The sequence below is a fragment of the Bradyrhizobium sp. 21 genome (assembly GCF_023073335.1).
GTDB lineage: Bacteria > Pseudomonadota > Alphaproteobacteria > Rhizobiales > Xanthobacteraceae > Bradyrhizobium.
On sequence record NZ_JADPJG010000026.1, the window covers coordinates 64,046 to 77,103 of the forward strand.

The following is a 13,058-nucleotide window of genomic DNA, read 5'->3' on the forward strand; positions in this document are numbered from 1 at the left end:
AGCCGCGGGGGCGACCGTGACCGACACCGGTCCATTCAGGTAGAACTTGCCGATGATCGACAGCGACAGCTCCGGGAGCTGGGTCTTGCCGCTGGAGTCGTAGACGTCGCTGCTGATGTCGCGAAAGACCTCGCCGATTTCCTGCGGCTCTTCGATGTGCTTGAGGAACGCGGTCGTATAGGGGCTGTTGCGGCCAACGCCATCGGCGGCGGTCTGTCCTGATTGGGTCGAGAACGACACGATCGTGCCGCGCGGTGCTTCGACTTTCGACAAGCCCCGTCCGATCGAGGCGGCACGCGTCATGCCGGCGGAGCGTTTCAAGGTTTCGGCCAGCGGATTGTCGCGGCAGGAATCGAGTATGAGGATGCGCAAATTCTTGGCCTGCTGCAAATCGTTCACGATGTCGTCGACCCGCACGAAACGCTTCAGGTCGGCTTCGTCGGTCAGCACGGCGTCGATCGGCATGAGATAGTTCACGCCGTTGTACTGCATCGCATGGCCGCTGTAATAGAACATGGCGACATCGGCTCGGCTCGCGGCGCGCGCGAAGCGGATGGTCAGGTCCTGCATGTCGGCCTGGCGCAGGTCGATGCCCTGAAGCACCTCGAAACCGCTACGCTTGAGCGAGGCGGCGACGTCTTCGGCATCGTGCGACGGGTTGGGCAACTGCGCCGTAGAGGCATAGGCGCCGTTGCCGATCACCAGCGCGACCCGCGTTTCCGCCGATGCGGGATCGAGGCAAAGCCAGCAGGCGAGGAGAGGCAGGTAAAACCTGGCTGTGGAAAATATGGAAAGAGCACGCATGAATGCCCTCGAGGGAAATATCGAAAAAATATCCCCCAGATTAGCGCAAGCCGTGCCGACATCAATGCCCTCGCCGGGAAACGTTCAGATTTGGCGGCCGTGACATCCTGTCACGCCGGGCTCGCCGTGAGGGTCTTGCGCAGTTCCATCTCGGTCGCAATCGCCTCCCTCACCGCGGGCCGCCCCTGCACGCGGTCGAGATAGGCCGACAATGGCGGCCATTGCGCGATGTCGACGCCCGCGGGGCGAAGCAGCAGCAAAGCCCAGGCGAGATGTGCGTCCGCAACGGTGAACCGGTTGCCGACCAGGAATTCCCGGTCGGCAAGATGCGCTGATGGCACCGACAACGTCTGTGTGATCCTCGCACGCGGCTTGGCGAGCGAGGCGTCGTCCTTGTACCAGAAAGTCGGAAACAGGAACGCCTTGTGGATCTCGGCGCCGGTGAAGCTGAGCCACTCTTGCAGGCGATAGCGGTCGGGATCGCCGAAGCGCGGCGCAAGGCCAAGCTCCGGTTTCAGATCGGCGATGTATTGCAGCACCGCCGCGCTTTCGGTCAACCGTTCGCCGTTCTCCAGCACCAGGACCGGCACCGCGCCCTTCGACGAAATGCCGCGAAAATCGCTATCGTCGTCCCCGACCTTCTTGGTCCGGAGATGCACCAGATGATAGTGCGCATCGAGGCCGGTTTCCATCAGCGCGATGCGGCTCGCAAGTGAGCAGGCCATCGGCGAGAAATAGAGTTGCAGCATTGCGTTGCTCCGTTATTTCAGCGCATCGGCGCGCGCGATGATCGCGAAGCGGTCGGATAGCTCGGCGAGTGCAACCTCGTGGATGGTTCGGGCGTCCAGCGTACCGCCGAGGCCGTCGGGCAGGTCGCGCGTGGCGCAGGCCTCCGCGTCTATCGTCGTGCGAAAGCCGAGGTCGAGCGCGGCACGGGCGGTGGAGGAGACGCACATATGCGTCATGAAGCCGGCCAGTACGATGTTCTTCCTGTCGGTTGCGGCAAGGCGCGCGTGCAAATCAGTGCCGGCAAACGCATTGGGCAGCTCCTTCTCGATCACCAGCTCGCCGGCATGGGGGCTTAGCTCGGCGACGATAGCGCCGCGATCGGCGCCGCGATCGAACAGGCCGCCGGCCTTGCCGCGATGGGCGATATGGATGATCGCGGCTCCGCTCTCGCGTGCCCTTGCCAACAGCGCAGCCGCCCGCGTGATCGCAGGCCCGGCATCGGGCAGGGCGAGGGGACCCGCCAGATATTCGTTCTGGATGTCGATCAGCACCAGAGCGGCGTCGCCAAGGCGGGGCGGGCTGAGGTCGGCACCCGCAAGCTGCAGCAGGGTCTTTGCGGTCGTCATGGTGTCGGAAATCTCCGGGGCAAAAGGCGCCACGACCATAGCCCCGGGAATGCCTGCCGATATGCAGGGATATTGCAGCGGACGGCTGCGATATTGCAGGCTGCTTCCGGCCCGTATAACCTCGCGCCATGAACTGGGACGATCTGCGCATCATCGCTGCCGTCAGGGACGAGGGCACCTACGCCGGCGCCAGCGCGCGACTGCGCATCGACGAGACCACGGTCGGCCGCAGGCTGTCGCGCATCGAGCGTGCGCTCGGTTTGCGTCTGTTCGAGGCCGCCGACGGCGTCCGCAGGCCGACACGGCAATGCGAGGCAGTGCTGGCGCATGTCGAGGCGATGGCGGCGCACGCCGCCGAGATCGGTCGCGTCGGCGAGAGCCTCGCAGGTCCGGTGGGACGCCTGCGCATCGCTTCCACCAACACGGTCGCCGAGGAGGTGCTGTCGCCGCGCGCGAGCGACTTCCTGCGTGCTCACCCCGGCCTGACGCTGCAATTCCTCACATCGAGCGAGAACGTGAAGTTCTCGCGCTGGGAGGCCGATCTCGCGATTCGTCTGCGCAAGCCCGACAAAGGCGACTTCGCGATCTCCAAGCTCGGCGACATCAAGCTCTATTATTTCGAGCCTGTGACGACTGAGGGCGAGCCGATGCTGTGCGCCTATCCGGACGAGTTGGGTGCCATTCCCGAGATGCAATTCCTGCGCAGCAAGAAAGCCCGCGCGCGCTGCTTCACCGACAACGTGCGAGTCATCCGCAATCTGATCCGCGCGCATCAGGCCGCCGGCGTATTGCCGGAGCATGTTTGCGCGGACCTGCTCGGCGATCGCCGGCTACGCGCCACGCTGCTGCCGAAACGGCGCGACGCCTGGCTGCTCGTGCAAAATCATCTCAAGCGCGACGCCGCAACCCGCGTGACGATCGACTGGGTGAGGGCGTGTTTCCAAAAAATGTCGCGCAATTGAGGCCATGCCACGGTGTGGCGGTCGCGTTACAACGCGAGATGCATGCGGCGAGGGCCTCGATGCCCTGCTGACCCGGCTCGTGCGCCTTCGTCGTTGCTTGCGGTGAACGCGTGGCCGCGGCTGTGCGACCAAATCCTGAGCGGGGATTGCGCGCGCACGAAGGTTGCGTAATCTCGCGACGACCACAGGCTTGATCGGGGAAGGCGCATGACCACTCTCCAGGACACCATCCACCCGCCGGCGCAATCGCGGGAATGGAAGGCGATCGTCATCCTGATCCTGCTGATCCCGGTGCTGTGGTCGCCACCGTTGCTGTTTCGCATCTTCCTGTTTCAGCCGTTCAACATCCCGTCCGGCTCGATGCGGCCGACGCTGGTCGTCGGCGACTACGTGCTCGCCGCGAAATATGCCTATGGCTATGGCCGCTATTCTTTTCCTTTCGCGCCATCATGGATCTCCGGCCGCATCCTTGCCGGCGAGCCCCAATATGGCGACGTGGTCGTGTTCCGGACGACGAAGGACAATTCGGTGGACTACGTCAAGCGCGTGGTCGGGCTGCCCGGCGACCGCATCCAGATGCGGCAGGGCCAGCTCTTGCTCAACGATCGTCCGGTGACGCGCGCCGCGCTCGCAAGCGTGTCCGCGGGCTCCGCCTGCGGTGCGGATGAAAGCGCCAGGGTCAAGCGCTGGCGCGAGACGCTGCCGAACGGCGCGAGCTACATGACATATGACTGCGTCGACAACGGTTATCTCGACAACACCGACGTCTTCACGGTGCCTTCAGGCCATTTCTTCGCCCTTGGCGACAACCGCGACAACTCCACCGACAGCCGCATGACGTCGGTGATGGGCTTCATCCCGATGGATAATCTCGTCGGCCGGGTGACGCGGATCTTCTGGTCGCTCGACGAAGACGGCGAGCCGCACATGGAGCGGCTGGGGAAGGTGTGGTGAGAGGACGGTCCGTAGTCCGGACGAAGCGCGACGCCTTCAGTTGCCAATAGCCTTCAGCATGGCTTTTGCGTTGATGCAGGCTTCATCCGCATCGCCAAAGCGGCATGATTTCGCAAGCATGCGCCGCGCGCGCTCATGGTCTTTTTCGACACCGAGACCTTTGATCAGGTGAAATCCCATCATCGTACAAGCCCAGGGATCGTCCCGGGCGCACGCCAGCTCATAGGTTCGATTGGGGCAGGCATAGTCGCCGCTTGCTTCCATGGTGGCGGCGCGATTGGTGCAACCGGAAGCAGCGCCAAGCTTGCAGGCCCTCAAAAAAAGAGCGTCGGTCAAGGGACTGTCCTTGACGCTTTGCAGGACGAGCCCAGCCGCATAGCAGTCGCTGACGTTACCCGCGCGACAGTGATCGATGCATTGCTCCACCGCCGCCGAGCATTGCTCGATCGAGAACACAGGAGCGCCGGCGTTCGCGGGCATCGCGTCGGCGGGGCACTGCTCCGGTCGCGGAAGCCAGTCCGGCCATGCCGCTTCCATCTTCTCGGCCACACCGGCGAGGTCACCGGCGTCCGCAGTCACTGGGGAGAAAAGCCCGGCCGTGCAGGCGATGAGGAGCGCTGTCAGCGAGCAAGATCGTTGGCGGCGCGACATTGCGGTTCTCGTCAGGGATCGCAGGAGCACAGCACGCTTGAATTGTAAGCGTGCGCCGAGGTTGTCACAAGGCGCTTTGCATCACGCTCCGGGACAAACAAAAACCCCGGCATCGCTGCCGGGGTTTCGCATTTGTCGTTTGCCGGTGGCCGGACTTAGAAGTCCATGCCGCCCATGCCGCCGCCCGGGGGCATTGCGGGACCTGCGCCGGCCTTCTTGGGCAGCTCGGCGACCATGGCTTCCGTGGTGATCAGGAGCGCGGCAACCGAGGCTGCGTTCTGGATCGCGGTACGGACCACCTTGGTCGGGTCGATGATGCCCTTCTTGACGAGGTCGCCGTATTCACCGGTCTGGGAGTCGAAGCCGCGAGCTGTATTTGTTGGAATGATTTGCGCGCCCTGAGGACAACTCTCCAAGGCCCATAATTGAAGTTGACTCGAATCGGCAGGTAGAGAATCAATATTGTTACCACCTACGCGTTGGTCTTTCCTTTCCGAAGGGAAGATAGTCGGGCGTTTCGCCGGACTTAGTTTGATTGCGCAGTCTTATCGGTGCGGAAGAGGGAGATGTCTCATCGCCTTCGGACGCTACGCTCGATAAGACATCTCCCTCTTCCTCACCTTTAAGGGTAAGTGGCATTCGAACCGACAGAACTAGTGAGGGGCATGGATCCGGTAGCTCTTCGGGTTCATGCTCCGAGTTCTGTTGTGTTCTTGTGCGGCGGGGCAATCAACGCGGCTCTATCTACACCGTTGATGCTGCGTGATGCATTTCTCCGGATCGTGCACGTTACGGCTCCCCGTTATAATGTAATTTTGGCAGAAGATGCGAAGCCCCTAGTGGCGGACGCGGGCTATGACAATCTGCTGCTGTTTGAGTCGGACATTGCGCAAGTAGTCGGACAGATTCTCTTATTTGTCGAAAGCCCAGGAAGTCTAGCAGAGCTTGGTGCATTTGCTGCCTTGGACACTGTCTCGCCCAGACTTCTAGTTGTTTTAGATGAGCACTATTACAATCAAAGCTCATTCGTAAAGCAGGGACCTCTCCGTTACCTGGAGATTAGGCAGGGTGAAGAGTCGATAGTAGCCTTGGATAGGGTTTCCGTAGGCATTGATGCCAGCGGCTCGATAGCCGGACTCAATTCGTCGAATTTTGCCGCTGCCGTTTTGCCTGCGCTAGAACAGCGCTTGTCGAAGCTACCGAAGTTCGAGAAATTCAACCCGACGAATTCCGGTCACGCCATTTTGCTATTTGTCGGGTTGTGTCAGGAATTCGGCGCCCTGACCCAACTTGAATTGCGTGAATTTCTCGCTGGATTTGGAATAACCGACTTAAGATTTAATAATTTTGCATACTCAGCGGAGTTGCTTCAATGGATTCGGAAGGTACGAAAAGGCAACCGCATCTACTATGTCGCAAGGGGGGGGTGATCTAGCGCTCGACTACCAGCTGGATAAGACGATTGTTCAACGAGACAAGCTCAGGTGGCGTTCTGACATTAGAGCGTATTGGCAGAAACACGACGTAGCCCGCTTCAACGCAATCCGCGAAGTATCAGCTGCAAGTGTGCCCGCATGAGCAGGGTGGTGAGCCTCATAGCAGTTGAGACGGGTCTGCCAACAGATGACATCCATCGGCTGATCAGGTCCGCGCCGCGACGATACAAGGTCTTTCACATCCCTAAGCGCTCCGGCGGAACGAGAGAAATTGCTCAGCCTGCCAGAGAGGTTAAGTTATTGCAGCGTGTATTGGTGACTCACGTACTTTCGTCTCTTCCCGTGCACGATGCTGCGATGGCGTATCGTACGGGGCGCTCAATACTGACAAATGCGACGTGCCACGCGGGCCACGGTCCAATTCTCAAGATGGACTTCAAGGATTTCTTTCCGTCGATTCGCGCCGAAGACTGGATGGTCTTTTGTCGTAACGCGCAGCTTTTCGATGAGTCAGATGCAGAGCTTTCCGCTCAAATATTATTCCGGAAAGCAAAGCATGAGCATGTTTTAAAGCTTTCGATCGGGGCGCCGTCCTCTCCAGTGCTATCAAACGTCCTCTTGGTGCCCTTCGATGTGATGGTCGCGGCAGAGGCTTCCAAGCGAGGTATCAAATATACTCGCTACGCCGACGATCTTACGTTTTCTGGTCAGCGAATTGGAATGCTGAAGGACATGATTGACGTGGTGCGGCTTACTACAAAGCAGATTAGGCGGCCTAAACTCACTATCAATTCTGAGAAGACCACGTTTGTAACAGCCAAGCATTGTAGGGTAGTGACAGGTGTAACGCTCGCCAACGACGGAGCATTGAGCTTAGGTCGAGATAGAAAGCGCATGCTATCGGCTCGCGTGCACCATGCGGTTTTGGGCAAACTCAATCCCGACGAGCTGCTGCGCTTAAGCGGTGACTTGGCCTTCGCGAACGTCGCAGAACCAAGCTTCATTGATCGTCTAAGTAACAAGTATGGTTCGGAGGCCATCCAAACGATTAGGCATGCCCCTCGTTCCTCCTGAAGCAGGCGCGCTTCATGAGCTTGTCCAAAAACAAAAACCCCGGCATCGCTGCCGGGGTTTCGCATTTGTCGTTTGCCGGTGGCCGGACTTAGAAGTCCATGCCGCCCATGCCGCCGCCCGGGGGCATTGCGGGACCTGCGCCGGCCTTCTTGGGCAGCTCGGCGACCATGGCTTCCGTGGTGATCAGGAGCGCGGCAACCGAGGCTGCGTTCTGGATCGCGGTACGGACCACCTTGGTCGGGTCGATGATGCCCTTCTTGACGAGGTCGCCGTATTCACCGGTCTGGGAGTCGAAGCCGAAAGCGTAGGTCTTGTTCTCCAGGACCTTGCCGACGATCACCGAACCGTCTTCACCGGCGTTGATCGCGATCTGGCGAGCGGGAGCCGACAGCGCCTTGCGTACGATCTCGACGCCGGTCTTCTGGTCGTCGTTCTTGGTGCGCAGGCCCTTGAGCTGCTCGGAAGCACGGAGCAGGGCGACGCCGCCGCCCGGAACGATGCCTTCCTCGACCGCGGCGCGGGTCGCATGCATCGCGTCATCAACGCGATCCTTGCGCTCCTTCACCTCGACCTCGGTCGCGCCGCCGACGCGGATCACCGCGACGCCGCCGGCGAGCTTGGCCAGACGCTCCTGGAGCTTCTCACGGTCGTAGTCCGAGGTGGTTTCCTCGATCTGCGCCTTGATCTGAGCCACGCGCGCCTCGATGTCGGCCTTCTTGCCGGCGCCGTTGACGATCGTGGTGTTCTCCTTGTCGATCATCACCTTCTTGGCGCGACCGAGCATGTTGAGCGTGACGTTCTCGAGCTTGATGCCGAGATCTTCCGAGATCGCCTGGCCGCCGGTCAGGATCGCGATGTCCTGCAGCATGGCCTTGCGGCGATCGCCGAAGCCCGGAGCCTTGACGGCCGCGACCTTCAGACCACCGCGCAGACGGTTCACGACCAGCGTGGCCAGAGCCTCGCCTTCGACGTCCTCGGCGACGATGACCAGCGGCTTGCCGGTCTGCACCACGGCCTCGAGCAGCGGCAGCAGCTCGTTCAGCGAGGAGAGCTTCTTCTCGTTGATGAGGATATAGGCGTCGTCCATCTCAACGCGCATCTTGTCGGCATTGGTGACGAAGTAGGGCGAGATGTAGCCGCGGTCGAACTGCATACCTTCGACGACATCGAGCTCGGTCTCGAGCGACTTGGCTTCTTCAACCGTGATGACGCCCTCGTTGCCGACCTTCTTCATGGCGTCGGAGAGGAACTTGCCGATTTCGGCATCGCCGTTGGCGGAGATGGTGCCGACCTGGGCGATTTCCTCGTTCGAGGTGACCTTCTTGGAGTTCTTGACGAGATCGGCGACCACGGCTTCCACAGCCAGGTCGATACCACGCTTCAGATCCATCGGGTTCATGCCGGCGGCAACCGACTTGGCACCTTCACGAACGATCGCAGCCGCGAGCACGGTTGCGGTGGTGGTGCCGTCGCCGGCCGCATCGGCGGACTTGGAGGCGACTTCGCGCACCATCTGCGCGCCCATGTTCTCGAACTTGTCGTCGAGCTCGATTTCCTTGGCGACGGTGACGCCGTCCTTGGTGATGCGGGGAGCACCGAACGACTTGTCGAGGACGACGTTGCGGCCCTTCGGGCCGAGCGTGACCTTGACCGCGTTGGCGAGGATGTCGACGCCACGCAGCATCTTGTCGCGTGCATCGACGCCGAATTTGACTTCTTTAGCTGCCATCTGGAGTTTTCCTTAGGTGTTTAGCTGGGTGAGAGAGGGGCGCTTAGGCCGCCTTCTTCTTGGAAGCGGGGACGTCGAGGACGCCCATGATGTCGCTTTCCTTCATGATCAGCAGATCGACGTTGTCGATCTTGACCTCGGTGCCGGACCACTTGCCGAACAGCACGCGGTCGCCGACCTTCAGGTCGATCGGGATCAGCTTGCCGGCTTCGTCGCGGCCACCCGGACCGACGGCGACGATTTCGCCCTGGGAGGGCTTTTCCTTGGCAGTGTCGGGAATGATGATGCCGCCAGCGGTCTTCTCTTCTGCGTCGATGCGCTTGACCACGACGCGGTCGTGAAGCGGACGGAATTTCATGCAGTCCTCCTAAATATTTGCACGAGTTGGGATTTTTTGACTGTTAGCAGTCTGTGCCCGCGAGTGCTAGCACAGGCGAAGCTGAAATAGGACAGGAATTTTGCGGGAGCAAGGGCTTCTAGCAGAAAAATCAGCACTCAAGAGCGCTGGCTGCCAGAATTCTTTCCCATCGTTAACCGTCCACGGGACCGTATTAGCACGGTGCCGCATCTGCTGCTAACGCATTGAATTTCAACAGCTTGTTAAACTTTTGGGCTTGAGATGGATTATCAGTTTGCGTCACATTTCTCTCATGTGAGCGCATCTCCACCGGGTGGCTCGTAAGCAGCGTACCGGAAAGCCACCCCTTGAATATGCGCTCCTGCAAAGGAGGTTGGCATGGTCACGCGGGTTGGGGTTGTTTCCGACGATTTCCGGAAACAGGTGCTGGGTTACGGGCTGACGACGGCCCAAATTCTCTACCGGATGCCGGATCATCGCTCGCTGCTCCAGACCTATGTCTGGCAGAGCTACGATCTGTTTCCAAAATTCCCGGCGCTAACGGATTTCCTGGCGTTCTGGCAGCAGAAGCTCGATGGTCCGCTGTTCTCGGTCACCGTCGCGCATTCCAAGCTGATCAAGCCGGCCGAGCTGCGCGCGGTGGATGGCGTGTTCAGGCTGCATTGATCGCGGGATGCGCGGGGTGGATTAGCCCGCGGCTGCACGAATCGCAGTCCGCTGGCGCAATCCACCAGTCTGTCGATGCGAATGCAAAAGTTGGTGGGTTACGCCTTCGGCTAACCCACCCTACGATTTCGTATTCTGTGTTAGCCTCTCTCCTGACAACAGGGGAGGCCCGCCCATGGCCAAGAAAGCACAATCGAAAGCAAAATCGCGCAACGCAGCCCAGACCGCGGTGAAGAAGCGGAGCGCCGCCAAGGCCACGGTGCGATCATCGGCACGCAAGGCGGTGAAGGCGAAGGCGCGCATGGTCGCTCCGAAAAAGCCCGCACGCCCAAAACAGCGCATCGCCATCAGCCATCACCGCGAAGAAGATTTCAAAGCCGACGGCTTGCGCACCTACGCCAAGTACCGCGACCTCGGCATCGCCGCTGCCAGCCACGGCCTCGCGCAGGCGCATGTGATCCGCCTGCAAGGCCCCTGCAATCCGGACGAGGTGTCGAAGCTGCACTTCCACGCCGTCGAATTCCAGATGGTCTATGTGCTCAAGGGCTGGGTGAAGACCTATATGGACGGCGAGGGCGAGACGCTGATGAAAGAAGGCAGCGCCTGGACCCAGCCGCCGAAGATCAAGCACATGATCCTGGATTATTCCGACGACGTCGAGCTGCTGGAAGTGATCCTGCCGGCGGAGTTCAAGACGGTGGAGCTGAAGGCGTAGGCGCACGATCCGTCGTCATTGCGGGCGCAGCGAAGCAATACAGTCTTTCTCTACGGGAAGGTTCTGGATTGCTTCGCTGCGCTCGAAATGACGGGCGGAGAGGTCGCCCGTCAGTCCCTCGCCGACACGGCAGCGCCAGCCTCGCAATAGCGCTTCCACATCGCGCGATAGGCCTCGTGCGTCGTTTGCGCGTAGGAAACCGGGTTGCAGGCGGCCGCAACCCTGACCTGCCCGGGAAGTTCAGCGCGCAACCTGTTGAGGTCGCCGATTTCAGCCGCGCGGCTCACCGCGATGTCGACATATCCTTGCTCGCTGTCCGTGACCCAGTCCGGCAGTCCGATCGAGGTGAGGATCGAGCCGGCCGCGCGACTGGGCAGGCTCTCGCCGAGCTTGGCGACAACGGGAACGCCCATTTGCAAGGCTTCCAACGTGCTGACGCCGCCATTCTGCGGGAATGGGTCGAGGGCAATGTCGACGCGGTCGAATGCTCTCAGATGATCGATGCGCAGGGTCTTTCCGAGCAGATCGACGCGGTCGGCCGACATCCCGCAACTTGCAAGTCGTGCCAGCAGACTGTCGCGGACCAGTTGATCGTCCAGCGCGACATCCTTGATCAGCAGTCGAGACCCCGGCACCCGCTCCAGAATCCTGGACCAGGCCTGCGCGGCCTGGTCCGAAATCTTGCTTATGCGGTTGAAGACACCGAATGTGACGAAGCCGTTCGACATCGCGGGCGTTGACACCTGCGCAAGCTCGATCGGCAGCGGCTCCAGCGTCACGAAGCAGGGCAGGTCGACAACGGTCTCCGCAAACAGATGCCGCACCTCGGCAGGAATCGCGACCGGATCTGAGAATAGGTAATCGATTGTCGGCAGCCCGGTGCCGGTGCCGTGACCCCAGCCATGGGCCTGGATCGGCGCCGGCTTGCGCGCAAACACGCCGAGGCGGTTTCCCTTGGTATGGCCGGACAGATCGATCAGGATATCGACGCCATCGGCGCGGATCTCGGCGGCGAGGCGATCGTCGCTCCATTGCGAGGCGTCGCGCCAGCGGTCGGCGATCCTTTGAAATTCGCCGGTCGTCGCATCCACTTTCGATGAACAGGAGTAGCATACGACTTCAAATTGCGCCCGGTCATGAAATTCCAGGACCGGCTTGAATATGAACGCGGCCGAATGCGCGTTGAAGTCCGCCGAGACGTAGCCAAGCACCAGAGGGCGATCCGGATCGCGGATGTTGTCGTGCGGTTCCGGCACTCCTGAAGCGATTTTCGCGCCGATCTGCTCCCACCAGACGCGACGTGCCTGCTGATGTTCCTCGACGCTGGCATCCGCCATGAAATCGAGCGTGAATATCTTGCTGGAGATTGCGCTCGGAAGGTCAGGCTGGATCTCGAGGGCCCTATCGAGGCTGGCCAGGGCCTCGTGAACCCGGCCGAGTTCGGCGAGACAAACGCCCCGCACCAAGTGAGCTTGAGCAGCATCGGGATCGATCGCGAGAGCTTTCTCGCAATCGTGCAATGCTTCGGCCAGTTGCTGGGTTTGGAGCCAGACACCGGCACGTCCGAGCCACGCGCTCATGTCGTTGGGCGCCAGGGCGATTGCCTGATTGCAGTCCGCCATGGCTTCGTCAAATCGCAGCAGTTCGCGAAACGCGACGGCGCGGTTCGCCAGCGCCGAGGCGTAGGCAGGTTTGATCGATAGCGCGCGGTTGAGGCTTGCGATGGCTTCGTCATAATGGTTCAGACGGAAGAGCACCCAACCACGGCTGTTGTGGGCTTCGGCAAGGTTTCCGTCGATTGCGATCGCCTTGTCGTAGCACGCGAGCGCTTCGTGGAGATTCAGGGTCAGGCTCGCGTTGCCGAGATTGGAGAGGGCGAGGGCGTAGTTGGGGCGGAGGACGAGGGCCCTTCGGTAGCTCTCGCGGGCCTCATCGTAACGTCGCAGCCTGTTCAGCGCGATGCCCAGGCTCATATGGGCATCGGCGGATTGCGGATCCACGGCAACCGCCCGGCTCAACATAATTTCGGCCTGCTGATAGTTCTTGGCCTCAGACTCCAGACTGCCAAGCATATGCAGCGCGATGAATTGGTTGGGATCGAGCTCCAGGACCAGATGATAGGCCGCACGGGCCTGGGCGAAGAGCCCCTTCTTGTGCAACTGAAGGGCGTTCCCGAGCATTGGCAGCACTTCGGCTTTTTGCCGCTTCTGAAGCCGGGCATTCTGAAATGCACGCTGACCGACGCTGTTGCTCATGAATCAATCCCACCCGAATCTCGTGACAGGATTAACATGGGAGCGCTCTCCCGGAGTGTGCTGCGCGCCGTTCGGGCAACGAAGTCGCAAGCTCCACGC

Annotated in this window: 13 protein-coding genes and 1 pseudogene; 6 read left to right on the forward strand and 8 right to left on the reverse strand. The window is 60.9% G+C overall.

All coding sequences use genetic code 11. The features are described 5' to 3' along the window. The 3 genes from IVB31_RS21510 to IVB31_RS21520 form a co-directional block, all read right to left on the reverse strand. The coding region (locus tag IVB31_RS21510) for a caspase family protein (protein ID WP_247326848.1) at window positions 1-804 on the reverse strand (804 nt) is incomplete at its 3' end. A 110-nt stretch (window positions 805-914) separates the two neighbouring features. Then, entirely contained in the window at window positions 915-1,553 is a 639-nt protein-coding gene (locus IVB31_RS21515) for a glutathione binding-like protein (protein ID WP_247326850.1), read from the reverse strand. A 12-nt stretch (window positions 1,554-1,565) separates the two neighbouring features. Further along, window positions 1,566-2,159, reverse strand: coding sequence for a cysteine hydrolase family protein (locus IVB31_RS21520; RefSeq protein WP_247327669.1), 594 nt, complete (start codon window positions 2,157-2,159; stop codon window positions 1,566-1,568). A 128-nt stretch (window positions 2,160-2,287) separates the two neighbouring features. On the opposite strand from IVB31_RS21520, the gene IVB31_RS21525 reads away from it, so the two are divergent. Beyond that, window positions 2,288-3,121, forward strand: a complete 834-nt coding sequence (locus IVB31_RS21525) for a LysR family transcriptional regulator (protein WP_247326852.1) — start codon at window positions 2,288-2,290, stop codon at window positions 3,119-3,121. A gap of 207 nt (window positions 3,122-3,328) precedes the next feature. Then, window positions 3,329-4,075 carry a signal peptidase I gene (gene lepB / locus IVB31_RS21530; RefSeq protein WP_247326860.1) on the forward strand — a complete coding sequence of 249 codons (747 nt, stop codon included), beginning with the start codon at window positions 3,329-3,331 and terminating at the stop codon, window positions 4,073-4,075. A 36-nt stretch (window positions 4,076-4,111) separates the two neighbouring features. Here the strand turns inward: lepB and IVB31_RS21535 are convergent, their stop codons facing one another. Next, window positions 4,112-4,726, reverse strand: coding sequence for a hypothetical protein (locus tag IVB31_RS21535; protein WP_247326863.1), 615 nt, complete (start codon window positions 4,724-4,726; stop codon window positions 4,112-4,114). Window positions 4,727-4,881: 155 nt separating this feature from the next. Further along, window positions 4,882-5,103 (reverse strand): annotated as a pseudogene (locus IVB31_RS21540) (TCP-1/cpn60 chaperonin family protein); the annotation flags it as partial. A gap of 288 nt (window positions 5,104-5,391) precedes the next feature. Here IVB31_RS21540 and IVB31_RS21545 point away from each other — a divergent pair. Next, entirely contained in the window at window positions 5,392-6,156 is a 765-nt protein-coding gene (locus tag IVB31_RS21545) for a retron St85 family effector protein (RefSeq protein ID WP_247326879.1), read from the forward strand. A gap of 144 nt (window positions 6,157-6,300) precedes the next feature. Beyond that, window positions 6,301-7,236, forward strand: coding sequence for a retron St85 family RNA-directed DNA polymerase (locus tag IVB31_RS21550; protein WP_247326937.1), 936 nt, complete (start codon window positions 6,301-6,303; stop codon window positions 7,234-7,236). Between the two features lie 88 nt (window positions 7,237-7,324). Here IVB31_RS21550 and groL read toward each other — a convergent pair whose 3' ends face one another. Further along, entirely contained in the window at window positions 7,325-8,965 is a 1,641-nt protein-coding gene (groL, locus tag IVB31_RS21555; RefSeq protein ID WP_247326940.1) for a chaperonin GroEL, read from the reverse strand. Between the two features lie 43 nt (window positions 8,966-9,008). After that, a complete protein-coding gene (locus IVB31_RS21560; protein ID WP_027518760.1) occupies window positions 9,009-9,323 on the reverse strand; it encodes a co-chaperone GroES in 315 nt (104 codons plus the stop codon). 378 nt (window positions 9,324-9,701) lie between these two features. On the opposite strand from IVB31_RS21560, the gene IVB31_RS21565 reads away from it, so the two are divergent. Beyond that, complete coding sequence (locus IVB31_RS21565; protein WP_247326943.1) at window positions 9,702-9,989, forward strand: usg protein; 288 nt, start codon at window positions 9,702-9,704, stop codon at window positions 9,987-9,989. 175 nt (window positions 9,990-10,164) lie between these two features. Then, window positions 10,165-10,704: a cupin domain-containing protein gene (locus tag IVB31_RS21570; protein ID WP_247326946.1), complete on the forward strand. Its 540-nt coding sequence runs from the start codon at window positions 10,165-10,167 to the stop codon at window positions 10,702-10,704. Window positions 10,705-10,814: 110 nt separating this feature from the next. On the opposite strand, the gene IVB31_RS21575 is transcribed toward IVB31_RS21570, so the two are convergent. Next, on the reverse strand, window positions 10,815-12,959 hold the full coding sequence (locus IVB31_RS21575) for a glycosyltransferase family 41 protein (RefSeq protein ID WP_247326949.1): 2,145 nt from the start codon (window positions 12,957-12,959) through the stop codon (window positions 10,815-10,817). Window positions 12,960-13,058: the final 99 nt, after the last annotated feature.